The sequence below is a fragment of the Cupriavidus lacunae genome (assembly GCF_003353055.1).
Classification (GTDB): domain Bacteria; phylum Pseudomonadota; class Gammaproteobacteria; order Burkholderiales; family Burkholderiaceae; genus Cupriavidus; species Cupriavidus lacunae.
This window is the reverse complement of record NZ_QKWJ01000001.1, coordinates 197,934-213,446: the sequence shown is the minus strand read 5'-3', so window position 1 is coordinate 213,446 and position 15,513 is coordinate 197,934. Positions and strand designations below refer to the sequence as shown.

At 68.9% G+C, this 15,513-nt stretch carries 13 protein-coding genes; 8 read left to right on the top strand and 5 right to left on the bottom strand.

Annotation, left to right across the window (positions count from 1 at the left end):
• Nucleotides 1-32: 32 nt before the first annotated feature.
• The 3 genes from argH to DN412_RS00975 all read right to left on the bottom strand — a co-directional run bounded on the left by argH (nt 33) and on the right by DN412_RS00975 (nt 2,926).
• Complete coding sequence (argH, locus tag DN412_RS00985; protein ID WP_078197619.1) at nt 33-1,445, bottom strand: argininosuccinate lyase; 1,413 nt, start codon at nt 1,443-1,445, stop codon at nt 33-35.
• Nucleotides 1,446-1,577: 132 nt separating this feature from the next.
• Nucleotides 1,578-2,333: an anti-sigma factor gene (locus DN412_RS00980; protein WP_115012800.1), complete on the bottom strand. Its 756-nt coding sequence runs from the start codon at nt 2,331-2,333 to the stop codon at nt 1,578-1,580.
• A complete protein-coding gene (locus DN412_RS00975; protein WP_115012799.1) occupies nt 2,330-2,926 on the bottom strand; it encodes a sigma-70 family RNA polymerase sigma factor in 597 nt (198 codons plus the stop codon). The genes DN412_RS00980 and DN412_RS00975 overlap by 4 nt, the downstream gene beginning before the upstream one ends.
• A gap of 171 nt (nt 2,927-3,097) precedes the next feature.
• Between DN412_RS00975 and DN412_RS00970 the strand changes: the two genes are divergently transcribed.
• Complete coding sequence (locus DN412_RS00970) at nt 3,098-3,715, top strand: ferritin-like domain-containing protein (protein WP_425267390.1); 618 nt, start codon at nt 3,098-3,100, stop codon at nt 3,713-3,715.
• Between the two features lie 215 nt (nt 3,716-3,930).
• Here DN412_RS00970 and ppc read toward each other — a convergent pair whose 3' ends face one another.
• Nucleotides 3,931-6,972, bottom strand: coding sequence for a phosphoenolpyruvate carboxylase (gene ppc, locus DN412_RS00965; RefSeq protein ID WP_115012798.1), 3,042 nt, complete (start codon nt 6,970-6,972; stop codon nt 3,931-3,933).
• Between the two features lie 73 nt (nt 6,973-7,045).
• On the opposite strand from ppc, the gene hemC reads away from it, so the two are divergent.
• From hemC to DN412_RS00950, 3 genes are read left to right on the top strand one after another with little or no spacing between them, the layout of a single operon-like run.
• On the top strand, nt 7,046-8,059 hold the full coding sequence (gene hemC / locus DN412_RS00960; RefSeq protein ID WP_115012797.1) for a hydroxymethylbilane synthase: 1,014 nt from the start codon (nt 7,046-7,048) through the stop codon (nt 8,057-8,059).
• Between the two features lie 8 nt (nt 8,060-8,067).
• Nucleotides 8,068-10,197 carry a fused uroporphyrinogen-III synthase HemD/membrane protein HemX gene (gene hemDX, locus DN412_RS00955; protein WP_115012796.1) on the top strand — a complete coding sequence of 710 codons (2,130 nt, stop codon included), beginning with the start codon at nt 8,068-8,070 and terminating at the stop codon, nt 10,195-10,197.
• A gap of 4 nt (nt 10,198-10,201) precedes the next feature.
• Entirely contained in the window at nt 10,202-11,392 is a 1,191-nt protein-coding gene (locus DN412_RS00950) for a heme biosynthesis protein HemY (RefSeq protein WP_115012795.1), read from the top strand.
• A 36-nt stretch (nt 11,393-11,428) separates the two neighbouring features.
• Here DN412_RS00950 and DN412_RS00945 read toward each other — a convergent pair whose 3' ends face one another.
• A complete protein-coding gene (locus DN412_RS00945) occupies nt 11,429-12,982 on the bottom strand; it encodes a cryptochrome/photolyase family protein (protein ID WP_115012794.1) in 1,554 nt (517 codons plus the stop codon).
• A gap of 140 nt (nt 12,983-13,122) precedes the next feature.
• On the opposite strand from DN412_RS00945, the gene DN412_RS00940 reads away from it, so the two are divergent.
• The 4 genes from DN412_RS00940 to pyrR all read left to right on the top strand — a co-directional run bounded on the left by DN412_RS00940 (nt 13,123) and on the right by pyrR (nt 15,456).
• The gene (locus DN412_RS00940) at nt 13,123-13,830 is read left to right on the top strand and encodes a pseudouridine synthase (RefSeq protein WP_115012793.1); all 708 of its coding nucleotides are present in this window, start codon (nt 13,123-13,125) and stop codon (nt 13,828-13,830) included.
• 102 nt (nt 13,831-13,932) lie between these two features.
• Nucleotides 13,933-14,505, top strand: a complete 573-nt coding sequence (locus DN412_RS00935; protein WP_078198619.1) for a YqgE/AlgH family protein — start codon at nt 13,933-13,935, stop codon at nt 14,503-14,505.
• Nucleotides 14,498-14,923: a Holliday junction resolvase RuvX gene (ruvX, locus tag DN412_RS00930; RefSeq protein ID WP_010813827.1), complete on the top strand. Its 426-nt coding sequence runs from the start codon at nt 14,498-14,500 to the stop codon at nt 14,921-14,923. Before DN412_RS00935 ends, ruvX begins: the two co-directional genes overlap by 8 nt.
• Nucleotides 14,920-15,456, top strand: coding sequence for a bifunctional pyr operon transcriptional regulator/uracil phosphoribosyltransferase PyrR (gene pyrR, locus DN412_RS00925; protein WP_115012792.1), 537 nt, complete (start codon nt 14,920-14,922; stop codon nt 15,454-15,456). The genes ruvX and pyrR overlap by 4 nt, the downstream gene beginning before the upstream one ends.
• Nucleotides 15,457-15,513 lie beyond the last annotated feature (57 nt).

The window sequence follows — 15,513 nt, the reverse complement described above, 5'->3', positions numbered from 1 at the left end:
TGGCTTCTTCTTGCGTAGAACTTACGCGAAACTTACAGCGCCGCGCGTGCGGCCGCGATGGCGGCGCGCACCTGCGCCGGCGCGGTGCCGCCGATATGGTCGCGCGCGGCAACCGAGCCTTCCAGCGTCAGCACCGCGTGCACGTCGTCGCCGATCAGCGCGGCCTTGTCGCCCAGGCCCGAGACCTCGCGCAGCTCGGCCACGCTCAGGTCGGCCAGGTCGCACTGGCGGCTGTCGCAGGCGCGCACGGCGTGGGCCACGGCTTCGTGGGCATCGCGGAAGGGCAGGCCCTTCTTGACCAGGTAGTCGGCCAGGTCGGTGGCGGTGGCGTAGCCCTGCAGCGCGGCGGCGCGCATGGCTTCCGGCTTCACGCTGATGCCCGGCACCATGTCGGCGAAGATGCGCAGCGTGTCGACCACGGTATCGACCGTGTCGAACAGCGGCTCCTTGTCTTCCTGGTTGTCCTTGTTGTACGCCAGCGGCTGGCCCTTCATCAGCGTCAGCAGGCCGATCAGGTGGCCGTTGACGCGGCCGGTCTTGCCGCGCGCCAGCTCGGGCACGTCGGGGTTCTTCTTCTGCGGCATGATCGAGCTGCCGGTGCAGAAGCGGTCGGCGATATCGATAAAGCCCACGCGCGGGCTCATCCACAGCACCAGCTCTTCCGAGAAGCGCGACACGTGCGTCATCACCAGCGCCGCGGCGGCGCAGAATTCGATGGCGAAGTCGCGGTCCGACACAGCATCCAGCGAATTGCGGCAGACGCCGTCGAAGCCCAGTTGCTGCGCCACGAATTCACGGTCGATCGGGTAGCTGGTGCCGGCCAGCGCGGCGGCGCCCAGCGGCAGGCGGTTGACGCGCTTGCGGCAGTCGGCCATGCGCTCGGCATCGCGCGTGAACATCTCGTTGTAGGCCAGCAGGTGGTGGCCGAAGGTCACCGGCTGCGCCACCTGCAGGTGAGTGAAGCCCGGCAGGATGGTGTCGGCGTTCTGCTCGGCCAGGTCCAGCAGCGCGCCGCGCAGGGCGCCCAGCAGCACGATGATGTTGTCGATCTCGCTGCGCAGCCACAGGCGGATGTCGGTGGCGACCTGGTCGTTGCGCGAGCGGCCGGTGTGCAGGCGCTTGCCGGCATCGCCCACCAGCGCGGTCAGGCGCGCCTCGATGTTCAGGTGCACGTCTTCCAGGTCCAGCTTCCAGTCGAAGCCGCCGGCCTCGATTTCGGCCTTGATCTGTGCCATGCCGCGCTCGATCTCGGCGCGGTCGGCCTCGGCGATGATGCCCTGCTTTGCCAGCATGGCCGCGTGGGCCAGCGAGCCCTGGATGTCGAACAGGGCCAGGCGCTTGTCGAAGAACACCGAGGCGGTGTAGCGCTTCACCAGGTCGGACATCGGTTCGGAGAAGCGGGCGGACCAGGCTTCGCCTTTCTTGGCAAGTTGGGAGGTGGACATGGACGTCGGCTGCAGTGGCTCGCGCGGCAGGCGCCGGCGTGCGGACGGCGGCGGGCGCGAGAAATTGGGAAACGGCGATTATATCGCCCGCCGGCCCGCTGGCGGCGCCGGCCGGCACGGCATTGCTGTTCGTCAGAGCTGGCTGTGGATCACCGGTCCCTTGAAGACCACCGGGCCGCTTGGCCCGTCGGCACTGGGCGAGCCGCCCGGCGGCTCGACGCTGACCGCCAGCGCCGGCACCCCCGCGGGCCGTTGCTCCAGCGTCAGCCGGGCTTCCGGCGCCCGGCCGATCACGCCCAGCGACCGCGGCTTGCCGCCGGCGGGCAGCGCCCAAAGCTGCAGCACCTGCTGCTCGCTCAGCGTCATGTGATCCAGGCGCCGCACAATGAGGCTGCGCCCGCCGGCATCCCATGACACCAGCATGGCCGGCTGGGCGCGGTCGTCGTTCAGCACGGCAACGACTTCGGCCGGTGCCGTTTCGCCCTGCTGCGCCAGCCGCATGCCGATGCCGACGGCCAGTACCGCCACCAGCGCCATCGCCGCCGCGGCGCCGCGCCAGAAGACGGGGGCAGACCACAGGCGCTGCCACCAGCCGCCGGCAGGGTCGCTGGGGCGGGGCGGTCGGACCCGATCCGGGACCCGATCTTCGGCAACCTTCCAGCCAAGCCGCTCCTCGATTCCGCACCAGACTTTGTCGACCGGCTCGGCGGCCGCCTGCAACTCAGCCACGCCCGCCAGCCTGGCTTGCCAGCGGTGGATCGCCGCGTGCACCGCCGGTTCTTCGCGCGCCAGGTGTTCCAGGCGGCGGCGCGCGCCGCCGCGCAGCACGCCCAGCGCGTACTGGGCGGCGATGCGATCGAGCAGTTCGGGATGGGTGGCGAGCCTCATGCTGCCCCCTCCATGCAACTGCGCAGCCGCTCCAGCCCGCGCCGGATCCAGGACTTGACGGTTCCCAGCGGCGCGCGCAGCCGCGCGGCCAGTTCAGCGTGGCTCAGGTCCTGCAGGTAGGCCAGCATGATGGCCTGGCGCTGTGGCTGGTCCAGCCGCTGCAGGCAGCGGTTGAGCGCGCGTGCCTGCTGGCTGGCATCGGCCAGCTCGGCGGGGCCGGCAGCGTCGTCGGCAAGCCATTCGCCCAGGTCGTCGTCAAGCTCGACTGTCTGCCCGACGCGCGCCGCGGTTGCCCGGCGCAGGCAGTCGAGCGCGCGGTTACGCACGATCGCGGTCATCCACGTCATCGGCGCGGCCAGGTGCGGCCGATAGTCGCCCGCGTGGTGCCAGATGCTGACAAAGCTTTCCTGCACGACATCCTCCGCCCAATCGCGCCTGCCAGTGATACGCAGCGCAAGGCCAAACAGTTTCGTCGCGGTGAGGTCATAGAGCCCGCGCAGCGCCTGCCGGTCGCCGATGGCCACGGCCTGGAGCAAGGTGGCAAGGCGCTCGGCGCCGGGTGGCGCGGCATAGCTCTCGGCGGAAGGGGACACCGTGGAAGGGGGCACCGGGGCGTCTCTCGAAGGGGTGTTGCCGGATTATAGGCACGACCTTGCATCCGTTTGGCGCCGGCGTGCGTATCAGGTGGCAGGCGCACGACGGCGGCCCCGGGCTGCGGGCCGCGGCCCGCCTTTGACCCCACCAAGGAGAACACCATGGAACGCATGCGCACGACTGCCGCCACGACGGATCCGACCGACACCCTTGACCGCATCATTACCGCACCCGATGCACGCCGCCGTGGGCTGCTCAAGGTGCCGGGGCTGTTCGCGCTCGGCTCGTTGGCTGTCCTCAGCCTCGGGGAATCCATGCCAGCCTGGGCGCAGACCCAGTCGGGCAGCACCAAGGACGACATCAATATCCTGAACACCGCGCTCGGGCTGGAATACCAGGCGATCGCCGCCTACCAGGTGGGCGCGGAAAGCGGCCTGCTGCAAAAGCCGGTGCTCGCCACCGCGGTCAAGTTCCAGGACCACCACAAGGCACACGCGCAGGTGCTGGCGGGCACGGTGCAGAAACTGGGCGGCTCGCCGGTGATGGCGAAGAAGCCGTCGGAGTATGCCTTCCCGACCGAACAGCTCAAGAACCAGGCCGACGTGCTGCGCTTTGCCGCCGGGCTGGAAAAGGGTGCCACCGCCGCCTACCTGGGCGTGCTGCCGAATTTCCACAACCGCGAGCTGACCCGCGCCGCCGGCAGCATCCTCGGGGACGAGGCGATGCACTGGGCCATATTGCTGCAAGTACTGGGTGAGGATCCGGTGCCTGGCGCGTTTGTGGGGTGAATTGACTGAAGCTTGCCGGGTGTTTTCTCCCCTCTCCCGCATGCGGGAGAGGGGCGGGGGAGAGGGCGGGCGGTGGCAGGACTGCAGGGATTCAAATTCCCGCAGGGTCCGGCAAGTGGTGAACCGGGCGCCATCATGCTGGCAAGCGCCTGCCCTCTCCCCCGGCCCCTCTCCCATGAATGGGAGAGGGGAGAAAACCCCGGGCATGCCGTCGATCAGCCCGTATTGCGCAGACCCGCCGCGACGCCGTTGATGGTCAGGTGGATACCGCGCCGCACGCGGATATCATCGCCGTCCTTGCCCGAGCGGTAGCGCTTGAGCAGCTCGACCTGCAAGTGGTTCAGCGGGTCGAGGTAGGCAAAGCGGTTCTTGATCGAGCGCGCCAGCAGCGGGTTGTCCGCCAGCCGTTCCTGGTGGCCGGTGATCAGGGCCAGCATCTCGCAGGTCAGGTGCCATTCCTTGCTGATGCGGTTGAACACGTTGCGGCGCAGCGCGGCGTCGTCGCAGAGCTGGGCGTAGCGCGAGGCCACCGCCAGGTCGGTCTTGGCCAGCACCATGTCCATGTTGGACAGCAGCGTCGAGAAGAACGGCCAGGTCTTGACCATGCGGCGCAGCGTGGTCACGGCCTGCTTGCGGGCCTTGTCGTCCGGCGCGCTGTCCAGCAGCGACCTGACCGCGCTGCCAAAGCCGTACCAGCCCGGCAGCAGCAGGCGGCACTGGCCCCACGAGAAGCCCCACGGAATCGCGCGCAGGTCTTCGATGCGGCGGTGCTTCTTGTCCATCAGCTTGCGCGAGGCCGGACGCGAACCCAGGTTCAGGTCGGCGATCTCGGTGATCGGCGTGGTGGCGAAGAAGTAGTCCTTGAAGCCCGGGGTCTCGTAGACCAGGTCGCGGTAGGACGTGAAGGCGCGGTCCGACAGCTGCTGCATCACGGCCTCGAAGGTGTCCAGGTCCTTCGGTGCGTTCTGCTGCGGCAGCAGCGAGGCCTCCAGCGTGGCCGCGACCACAGTTTCCAGGTTGCGCCGGCCGATCTCGGCGTTGGCGAACTTGCTGTTGATGATCTCGCCCTGCTCGGTCAGGCGGATCTGGCCGTTTACCGTGCCCGGCGGCTGCGACAGGATGGCCTGGTAGGTCGGGCCGCCGCCGCGGCCGACGGTGCCGCCGCGGCCGTGGAACAGGCGCAGCTTGACCTTGCGCTGCTCGAACAGCTGCACCAGCGCCAGCTCGGCCTTGTACAGTTCCCAGGTCGAGGTCAGGAAGCCGCCGTCCTTGTTCGAATCCGAATAGCCGAGCATCACTTCCTGCTCGACGCCATGGTGCGCGATCACCGAATCAAAGCCCGGCAGGTCCAGCAGCGACTGCATGATGCCGGCGGCATTGCGCAAGTCCTCGATGGTCTCGAACAGCGGGATCACCATCAGTTCCATGCGCGCCGGGTCGGTCTTGCTGCCCAGCGTGCCCTGCAGCATGCCGGATTCCTTCTGCAGCAGCATCACCTCAATCAGGTCCGACAGCGTCTCGGTATGCGAGATGATGTAGTTGCGCGCGATGCGCTTGCCATAGCGCGCACGCAGTTCGCGCGCGGCGGCGAAGATCGCCAGTTCCTTGCGGGTCTGTTCCGAGTACTCGTGCCACGGCAGCGTTAGCAGGCGCGGCTGGCGCAGTTCGGCCAGCAGCAGTTCCAGCTTGCGCGCCTCGGGCAGGGCGGCGTAGTCGGGGGCGATGCCGGCGGCGGCGAACAGTTCGGCGATGACCGCCTCGTGCACGTCCGAGACCTGGCGCATATCGACCGACGCCAGGTGGAAGCCGAACACGGCGATGGCGCGTGCCAGGGCGTCGATGCGGCCATTGGCCAGCGCCTCGCCGTGATTGGCGCGCAGCGAGTCGATCACCACCTGCACGTCGGCGGCGAAGGCCTCGGCGCTGTCATAGGGCTCGGCCGGTGCCACCGGGCGGCGCGGCACGGCGTGCCCAGTCAGCGCCTTGCTGGTTGCAGCCAGGCGCGCATAGATGCCGATCAGCGCGCGGCGGTAGGGTTCGTCGGCGCGGTGTTCGGAGTGGTCGGGCGAGCGCTCGGCCAGCGCCAGCAGTTCCGGGCTGGCATCGACCATCAGCGTCGACATCGACAGCTCCGCGCCCAGCGCATGGACTTCATCGAGGTACCAGTCCAGGATCATCTGCCCCTGCTGGCTGGCGGCATGTTCAAGCGTATCGGCGGTGACGTTCGGATTGCCGTCGCGGTCGCCGCCGATCCAGGAACCCATCTGCAGGAACGGCGCCAGCGGTGCCGCCTTCGTGCCCGAGGCGCCCGGGGTTCCCTTGCGCTTGCGCGTGGTCGGGAACACCGCGGCGATGTCTTCTTCCAGCTCGCTCATCAGCTGCGGGATGCCGCGCAGGAAGGTGGTGCGGTAGTACGACAGCGCGTTCTCGATCTCGTCTGCCACCGTCAGGCGCGCGTCGCGCAGCATGCGGGTCTGCCACAGCGTGGTGACCTTGGCGCGCAGCTGCGCGGTGTTGTGCTCGCGCTCGCGCGCGGTCATCGGCAGGTCGCGCTCGGCCAGCAGGCGGGCAATCTCGCGCTCGGCGTCCAGGATGCTCTTGCGCTGGACTTCGGTCGGGTGCGCGGTCAGCACCGGCACGATCAGCGCCTCGTCCAGGAACTTGCGCAACTGCTTGCCGGTCACGCCGGCGGCGTCGATCGACTCCAGCGCGTGCTGCAGGCTGCCTGCCTGCGGCGGCGAGCCGGCCAGCGCGTGCACGCGGTGGCGGCGGTTGTGGTGCTGGTCCTCGGCGATATTGGCCAGGTGCGAGAAATAGCTGAAGGCGCGCACCACTTGGTTGGTCTGGTCGCGCGACAGGCGCTTGAGCAGGCGGTCCAGCTCCGCGCCGGCGGCACGGTCGTTCTCGCGGCGAAAGCGCACCGCGGTCTGGCGGATGGTCTCGACCACTTCGAAGGCGGCGTCGCCTTCCTGTTCGCGCAGGCATTCGCCCAGCAGGCGGCCCAGGAAGCGGATGTCCTCGCGCAGCGGCACGTCCTTGTCGGCGGTGCGGCGGGCGGGAGTGGCGATGGTGGTTCCGTTGCTCGACACGATCGAAAGCTTGGGCTTGGTGGAGCGCTTGGCTGCGCGGGGGGCGGAACGGGTGGGTTTGGCGATGGTTGCGCCGGTTACGTCACCTTTTGCGGCGGACGGATCTTTCGCGGCCGGAGCGGTCTTCCGACCAGACGGGCCGTTGGGGCGCGCAGCATGCTGCGTCATGCAATCTCCTCTTGCTCTCTAAGCTTATCTAATGATGCGGAGCGGCTATTGGGTCGCGTGCTACCATTGACGAATGTCGTCTGCCACCCCGTCTTCCTCTACCGCTGTCGTGTCTCGCAATCTTCCGCAAAAGCTCATCATTGCCTCCCGAGAGAGCCGTCTGGCCCTGTGGCAGGCAGAACATGTGCGTGCTGCGTTGCAACAATACTATCCCGCGTGTGACGTGTCTATTCTTGGCATGACCACGCGCGGAGACCAGATTCTAGACCGTACGCTGTCCAAAGTCGGCGGCAAGGGTTTGTTTGTCAAAGAACTGGAGTTCGCGATGGACGAAGGCCGGGCCGACCTCGCGGTGCATTCGCTCAAGGATGTGCCGATGGAGCTGCCCGCAGGCTTCGCCCTGGCCGCTGTGATGGAGCGCGAGGATCCGCGCGATGCGCTGGTGTCCTCGGCCTATGCCTCGCTGGACGAGATGCCGGCCGGCACCGTGGTCGGCACGTCCAGCCTGCGCCGAGAAGCAGCGCTGCGCAGCCGCTACCCGCATCTGGTGATCAAGCCGCTGCGCGGCAACCTGGATACGCGGCTGGGCAAGCTCGATCGCGGCGAATACGGCGCCATCATCCTGGCTGCCGCCGGTCTCAAGCGCCTGGGCCTGGGCGAGCGCATCCGCGCGCTGATCCCGATCGAGGTGTCGCTGCCGGCCGCGGGGCAGGGCGCGCTTGGCATCGAGACCCTGGCGAACCGTCCCGAACTGGCCGAATGGCTGGCGCCGCTGAACCACCAGCCGAGCGCGCTGGCCGTAACTGCCGAGCGCGCCGTTTCGCGCATGCTGGGCGGTTCGTGCCAGGTGCCGCTGGCGGCCCATGCGCGCTGGGAAGGCGACCAGCTGAAGCTGGATGCCTTTGTCGCGCTGCCCGACGGCACGCGCGCCATTCGCGCCGCCGCGTCCGGACCGGCCGCTGACCTGGCCGCCGCCGAAGCGCTCGGCCAGGCCTGCGCGAGCGACCTGCTGGCGCAGGGCGCCGAAGCCATCCTCGCGGCGCTGGCCGATTCTGGCGATCCCGCCGGCTCCCAAGCTCCCGCCTGAGGCTGCCTATGCCCCGCCCGACCGTCGTTGTCACACGACCCGCCGGGCAGTCCCGGCAACTGACCGAGGCGCTGCAGGCCGCGGGTCTGGACGTACTCAGCTTTCCCCTGCTGGCCATCGGCCCGGCCAGTGACGACGCGCCGCTGCGCGCCGCACTGGCGCGGCTGGATACCTTTGCCCTGGTGGTCTTCGTCAGTCCCAACGCCATCGCCTACGCGCTCGACGCGCTGACCGTCGTGCAGGGCGCAGCCGTGGCTCGCTGGCCGGCGCAGGTGCCGGTGGCCGTGGTTGGTCCGGCCAGCGTCGCCGCACTGGCTGAACGCGGCATTGCGCCGCCCGCGTATCGCGTGATCGCGCCCGCGGGCGCTGCCGCGAACGGGCAGGGCACTGACGATGCCGCACCGGACACCGACTCGCTGCGCTTCGACTCCGAAGCCCTGTGGGCGCAACTCGATCCGGCCGCGCTGGCCGGCAAGCCGGTGCTGATCATCCGCGGCAATGGCGGGCGCGACTGGCTGGGCGACCGCCTGCGCGAGGCCGGTGCCCAGGTCGAGGCCGTCGAGGCGTACCAGCGCACCTTGCCCGAACCGAGCGCCATGCAGTGGCAGGCCGTGCGCGACAACCTGCGCCCGGGCGCGGCGCCGCATGCGTGGCTGCTAACCAGTTCCGAGGCGGTGCGCAACCTTGACGTGCTGGCGCGGCAGCAACTGTCGCCCCAGGAAGACGCTTCCTTGCGGCAGGTGCAGTGCATCGCGCCGCATGCGAGAATCGCCGAACAGGCACTGGCGCTTGGCTTCGCGCATATCCAGCGCGCCGCGCCGGGCGATGCCGGCCTGCTGGCGGCGTGCCTGCAGTGGGCCGATGCTCATGCCGGCCCGGCGCCTGCAAGCATTCCGGCGACAGCCAGCCCGGCGGCCGCTGAGACGGCTGCAACGGCAGTGCCGCCGGCCGCCGTGCCGGCCACCGTAGTTCCCGCAACGTCAACGAAGGTCGAACGCGTGACGCAAGAAACCACGTCCTCCTCCGCTATGCCGCCGCCTGGCGCGGCCTCTGCCCACCAGGCGCAGCCGGCGCAACCGGCGCCCTCCCAGGGCGCCGGCCATGCCGGTGTTCCCCGTGCCGCCGCACGCCGGTCCGCCGCGCTGTGGGCCCTGGTCGCCGTGCTCGTGGTGGCGACCGCCGGCGGCTTCTGGTGGCTGCAGCAGCGCGTCGACCACCTGACCGGCGAGCTGGCGCGCCGCCAGCAAAGCAACGATGCCCTGGTACAGGAGTCGCGCGTGCTGACCCGCAACGCGCAGGACACGGTCAAGGAACTGCAGGCCAAGGTCGGTGCACTGGAGAACCAGGTCGGCGAGACCCGCGACAAGCAGGTGGCGCTGGAACAGGTCTACCAGGACCTGATGCGCAACCGCGACGACTGGGAAATCGCCGAGATCCAGCAGTTGCTGACCAGCGCCGGCCAGCAGCTGCAGCTGACCGGCAACGTGCAGGTGGCTCTGGCCGCGCTGCAAAGCGCCGACGCGCGCCTGGCGCGCACTGACAAGCCGCAGTACAACCTGCTGCGCCGCGCGATCGCGCGCGACGTCGCGCGCATGAAGGCGGTGCCAAACACCGACCTGACCGGCGCCGCGATCAAGCTGGACGAGGCCATCAACCAGGTCGACGCGCTGCCGCTGCTGTCCAGCGAGCGCATGCTCGAGCGCAGTGAGGCCGATGCCCGCAAGAGCGCCGCCGGCAATGGCGCCGGCGCCCCGGCTGCCGCCAATGGCGCGGGTCCGGGCTGGTTCACCCGCCTGTGGGACTACCTGCGCGAAGAACTGGCGCAGGTGATCCGTATCCGCAAGGTTGACGACGCCGAGGCGCTGCTGCTGTCCGGCGACCAGGGCTGGTTCCTGCGCGAGAACGTCAAGCTGCGCCTGCTCAATGCGCGCCTGGCGCTGCTGTCGCGCAACGAGCCCGTGTTCCGCAACGACCTGGCCGCCGCGCAGGCGATGATCGGCCGCTATTTCGATACCAAGTCGCGTCGCGTGCAGGGGGTGCTGACGCTGCTGCGGCAGGCGCAGGCCGGTGCGGTCACGGTGCAGCTGCCGACCATGTCCGAAAGCCTGGGCGCGCTGCATGCCCTGAAGAAGGAGTAAGCCCATGCGCCTTCTGTTCTGGGTTGCGGTCCTGTTTGGCGGCGCCGTCGGGCTGGCCCTGTTCACGCAGTTCAACCACAGCAATGTGGTGCTGTTCTATCCGCCGTACCGTGTCGAGCTGTCGCTGAACCTGGCGCTGGCCTTGCTGTTGCTGCTGTTCTTCGTGGTGTGGACGGTGATGTCCACCATCCGCCATCTGGCCGAGATGCCGCGCCGCGCCGCCGCCTACCGCGAGCGTAGCCGCATGAGCAAGGCGCAGGCGGCGCTGCGCGAGTCGATCGAAAACCTGTTCGCCGGACGCTTCGCCCGCGCCGAGCGTGCCGCGCGCGAGGCCCAGTCCTGGGACGACCAGTCCCAGACCGCCGCGCTGATCGGCGCCCGCGCCGCGCACCGGATGCAGGAAACCGAGCGGCGCGACGCCTGGATGGCCCAGGTCACCGACCCCGAGCGCGAGCAGGCACGGCTGGTGTCGATGGCCGAGCTGCTGGTCGATGCCCGCGACGCCGACGGCGCGCTGGAGACCATCGCCCAGCTGCAGTCGCAGGGCGCACGCCAGATCCATGTGCAGCGCATCGCGCTGCGCGCGCACCAGCACGTGAAGAACTGGTCCGAGGTGCTGCGCCTGGCGCGCTCGCTGGAGAAGCGCAATGCGCTGCATCCGGTGCTGGCGCTGCGGCTCAAGCAGATGGCAGTCGAAGCCATGCTGGACGAGCGCCGCCACGATGCCGATGCGCTGTCTGAGTTCTGGCGCTCGCTGTCCGCAGATGAGCGCCGCACCACGCGCATCGCCGAACCGGCCGCGCACTACTTCGCGGCGCTGGGACGGCAGAACGAGGCCCGCCGCATCATCGAAGATGCGCTCAAGGTCAACTGGGACAGCCGGCTGGTGCTGCGCTATGCCGATTGCGCCGTGCCCGGCCACGCGCTGCCGCAGATCCAGCAGGCCGAGAAATGGCTGACCGCGCATCCCGCCGACGCCGACCTCCACTACACGCTGGGCGTGCTGTGCCTGGGCGAGAAGCTGTGGGGCAAGGCCCAGTCCAGCTTCGAGCGCGCGCTGAAATATGCCGAGCCCGACCAGCAGCGCCGCCTGCGCGTGCGCACGCACCTGGCGCTGGCGCGGCTGTTTGAGGAAACCGAGCGCTTTGACGATGCGCAGCGGCATTATCGCGAAAGCGCGATGCTGGCGGCCTGACTGTCCGCCTGAAGCCGGGCGCTCCGCCGGGCTCCTTCAGCCCTCCACGCCGGCAGCCTCCTCGTTGCCGGCGCGCTTCACCACCTCATACCGCATCAGCGTTTGCTTGCGCGCCACGTCATGCTGCACCAGCGGGCGGGGGTAGTTGTCGCCCAGGCGCACGCCGGCATCCGCCAGCACGGGCTCGGGCGCGGTCCATGGCGCATGCAGGTACTTGTCGGGCAGGGCCGCCAGTTGCGGCAGGTATTTGCGGATAAACCGGCCCTGCGGATCGAACCTCTCCGATTGCGTCACCGGATTGAAGATGCGGAACCACGGCTGCGCATCGCAGCCAGTGGACGCGGCCCACTGCCAGCCGCCGTTATTGGCGGCGAGGTCGAAATCGTTGAGCTGGTCGGCAAAATACTGCTCGCCGCGGCGCCAGTCCACGCCGAGATCCTTGACCAGGAAGCTGGCCGTCACCATGCGCAGGCGGTTGTGCATATAGCCGCTTTGCCGGATCTGGAGCATTGCGGCATCGACCAGCGGGTAGCCGGTGGCGGCGTCGCACCAGGCGCGGAAGTAGCGCTCGCCGGAATCGCCGTCCTGCCAGCGGATCGCGTCATAGGCGGGATGGAAGGCCGCGCCGGCCGCCACGCGCGAATGGTGATGGAGGATCATGAAGTAGAAATCGCGCCAGATCAGCTCCGACAGCCACACCGCGGCGCCCGTGTCGTCGGCGCCGCCGCGCAGCATGGCCTCGTGCGCGGCGCGCGCCAGCGTGCGGATCGAGACGGTGCCGAAGCGCAGGTGTACCGACAGGTAGCTGGGGCCGCGCAAGGCCGGGTAGTCGCGCCGGCGGCCATACTCCCCCATGCGCACGGTGAACTCTTCGAACAGCGCCTGCGCGCCAGACGTGCCGGTGGGCATGGCGATCTCGGCGAGGTTGCTGGTGCGAAAGCCGAGTTGATCGAGCGTCGGCATGGGGTTGCGGTGCGCGGCTGGCACCGGCGCCAGTGCCTGCAGGTATGGATCGACCGGGTAAGGGCGCAGGTCGAACGGCTGTACGGTCCTGAGCCAGGCATTCCTGTACGGCGTGAAGACCGAGAAGGGCTTGCCCTGGCCGGTCAGGATCTCGTCGCGCTCGAAGACCACCTGGTCCTTGAAGCTGAAGAAGGCGCATGGATGCCCCGCCAGTGCCTGGCGCACGGCTTCGTCGCGGGCCTTGGCGGCGGGTTCGTAGTCGTGGTTGGCGAAGACCGCCTCGGCCTCCAGCTCGCGCGCCAGCGCCGGGAGGGCGGTTTCGGCCCGGTCGTGCAGCACGATCAGACCGCCGCCGGCCGCCGCAAGCGTTTGCGCCAGTTCCAGCAGCGACTGCCGGATAAAGTCGACCCGCCGGTCGGCTTGCAGGCCGCGCGCCAGCAGCGGATCCAGGATGTCGCGGTCGAACACGAACACACACCACACCCGGGCACAGTGCCTGAGGGCATAATGCAGCGCCGCGTGGTCAGTGGCGCGCAGGTCGCGCCGGAACCAGACCAGCCCACGCGCAAAGTCCTTGCCGATCCGGTAGGGTGGCCGGGCCGTGGCCGGGTTGCCTGCTGCCTGCATGCTCGCTTGCCTGTCTGACTGGATTGGCTGGACTGAAAGTGTTGGAAAGCCGGGTCGATCGCGCCGATACCCTAACATAGCGGTACCGCGCCGGCATGCCGCCGGCCACCATGCCTCAATCACAGCCACCACAGAAGCACATGACTCTCGACCGAATTCTTCAATCCCAGGGCTTTGGCACGCGCCGGTACTGCGGCGACCTGATCGCCGCGGGGCTGGTCGAGGTCAACGGCGAACTATGCGAGGACCCGCGCGCGCAGTTCGACGTGGACGGCCTGCGCCTGACCGTCGACGGCGAGGAATGGCTGGCCTGCACCAAGGCCTACCTGATGCTGAACAAGCCCACCGGCTACGAGTGCTCGCAACGTCCGCGCCATCATCCCAGTGTCTACAACCTGCTGCCGGTGCCGCTGCGCCAGCGTGAGGTGCAGGCCGTGGGGCGGCTGGACCACGACACCACCGGGCTGCTGCTGCTGACCGACGATGGCCAGTTCATCCACACCCAGACCTCGCCCAAGCGCAAGGTGCCCAAGATCTATGAAGTGACGACCGCGGAGCCGGTCACGCCCGAGCAGGCGCAGGCGCTGCGCAGTGGCGTGCAGCTGCTGGACGAACCGGCGCCGATCGCGGCAGAAGAATGCGAGATCACCGGCGAACGCAGCCTGCGGCTGACGCTGGTGCAAGGCAAGTACCATCAGGTCAAGCGCATGGTGGCGGCCGCGGGCAACCATGTCGACGCGCTGCATCGCAGCGCCATTGGCGGCCTGCAGCTCGATCCGGCGCTGGCCGAGGGCGAGTGGCGCTGGCTGACGGCGCAAGACCTGGCCGCGCTGACCGGCAAGGATTGAGCCAGACCGCAGTCCCAGAGCGTGGCCGGGCGCCCATTGCTGCACTGCAGCGCCCGCCAATCTTTTCCGGAAGACCCCCGGCGATTTGATAAAATGCAAGGCATGGCGAAGCCCGAAGCACTCATCAATCTGACCAATCAGTTCCTGATTGCCATGCCCGGCATGGCCGATCCGACCTTTTCGGGTTCCGTCGTCTATATCTGCGAACACAATGAGCGTGGCGCGCTCGGGCTGGTGATCAACCGGCCCATCGACATCGACATGGCCACGCTGTTCGACAAGATCGACCTCAAGCTTGAAATCCAGCCAGTCGCGCACCAGCCGGTCTATTTCGGCGGCCCGGTGCAGACCGAGCGCGGTTTCGTCCTGCATGACCCGGTGGGGGTCTATGTCTCGTCGCTGGCCGTGCCGGGCGGACTGGAAATGACCACCTCCAAGGACGTGCTGGAGGCCGTGGCCAACGGCAGCGGCCCGCACCGCTTCCTGCTGACGCTGGGCTATTCCGGCTGGGGCGCCGGCCAGCTGGAGGAAGAACTCAGCCGCAACGGCTGGCTGACCGTCCAGGCCGACCCCGAGATCATCTTCAGCGTGCCGCCCGACGAGCGCTTCGCCGCCGCTATCCGGCTGCTGGGCATCGACTTCACCATGCTGTCGGGCGAGGCGGGGCATGCCTGACGCCGTGGGGCGTGAACTGCCCCGCGACGGCACGGTCCTGGCATTCGACTACGGCGAAAAAAAGATCGGCGTTGCGCTGGGCAACTTCATCACGCGCGAGGCGCGTGCGCTGACTATTCTCCCCAATATCACCGTGGAAGGCCGCTTCGAAGCTGTGGCGGCGCTGATCCAGGAGTGGAACCCGGTGCAGCTGATCGTCGGCATGCCGGTCAACCCCGAAGGCGGCGAGCAGCCCTCGATGAAGCTGGCGCGGCGCTTCGGCAACCAGCTCAATGGCCGCTTCGGCCTGCCGGTGGAGTGGGTGGACGAGCGCTATACGTCGCGCGCCGCGTCGATGGCCGGCGCCCGCCGCGGCGAGCTCGATGCCGAGGCCGCCCGCATCATCCTGCAACAGTATTTCGACCAATTCCCGCTATGACGCAGATCTCCGTTCCCGACGCCGAGTCGCTGTACCGCAAGCTGCTGGACCAGGCCCAGGCCCTGATCCCCGAGGCCGAGCGCGCGCGCTGGTCGGTGGCCGGCATCCACTCCGGCGGCGCGTGGATCGCCGCGCGGTTGGCGGCTGACCTGAAGCTGCCCGAGCATGGCGTGATCAATGTTGCCTTCCATCGCGACGACTATGCCAAGAAGGGCCTGCACAGCCAGGCCCAGCCGACCACGCTGCCGTTTTCGGTCGATGACCGCAATATCCTGCTGATCGACGATGTGCTGGCCACGGGCCGCACCATCCGCGCCGCCGTCAACGAGCTGTTCGACTACGGCCGCCCCGCGCGCGTGGCGCTGGGCGTGCTGGTCGACCGCGGCGGGCGCCAGCTGCCCATTGCCGCCGACCTGACTGCCGCCGAGATGGCGCTGCCGCCCGGCACCACGCTGGTGCTGTCGCGCCAGGGCGAGGGCGCCGGCGCACTATTCGCCTTTGCGACCGAACCTACCGATTCCGCCACCGGCTGAGCCGGCACGATTGCCCCAGGCGCGCCGTGCGCGCCTGACACCCAGCTCCGCGACCAG

Bases quoted from the DNA above. Each gene is read 5' to 3' on its own strand.
- argH (WP_078197619.1), bottom strand. From the start codon at position 1,445: ATGTCCACCTCCCAACTTGCCAAGAAAGGCGAAGCCTGGTCCGCCCGC.
- DN412_RS00980 (WP_115012800.1), bottom strand. From the start codon at position 2,333: ATGAGGCTCGCCACCCATCCCGAACTGCTCGATCGCATCGCCGCCCAG.
- DN412_RS00970 (WP_425267390.1), top strand. From the start codon at position 3,098: ATGCGCACGACTGCCGCCACGACGGATCCGACCGACACCCTTGACCGC.
- ppc (WP_115012798.1), bottom strand. From the start codon at position 6,972: ATGACGCAGCATGCTGCGCGCCCCAACGGCCCGTCTGGTCGGAAGACC.
- hemC (WP_115012797.1), top strand. From the start codon at position 7,046: ATGTCGTCTGCCACCCCGTCTTCCTCTACCGCTGTCGTGTCTCGCAAT.
- hemDX (WP_115012796.1), top strand. From the start codon at position 8,068: ATGCCCCGCCCGACCGTCGTTGTCACACGACCCGCCGGGCAGTCCCGG.
- DN412_RS00950 (WP_115012795.1), top strand. From the start codon at position 10,202: ATGCGCCTTCTGTTCTGGGTTGCGGTCCTGTTTGGCGGCGCCGTCGGG.
- DN412_RS00945 (WP_115012794.1), bottom strand. From the start codon at position 12,982: ATGCAGGCAGCAGGCAACCCGGCCACGGCCCGGCCACCCTACCGGATC.
- DN412_RS00940 (WP_115012793.1), top strand. From the start codon at position 13,123: ATGACTCTCGACCGAATTCTTCAATCCCAGGGCTTTGGCACGCGCCGG.
- DN412_RS00935 (WP_078198619.1), top strand. From the start codon at position 13,933: ATGGCGAAGCCCGAAGCACTCATCAATCTGACCAATCAGTTCCTGATT.
- ruvX (WP_010813827.1), top strand. From the start codon at position 14,498: ATGCCTGACGCCGTGGGGCGTGAACTGCCCCGCGACGGCACGGTCCTG.
- pyrR (WP_115012792.1), top strand. From the start codon at position 14,920: ATGACGCAGATCTCCGTTCCCGACGCCGAGTCGCTGTACCGCAAGCTG.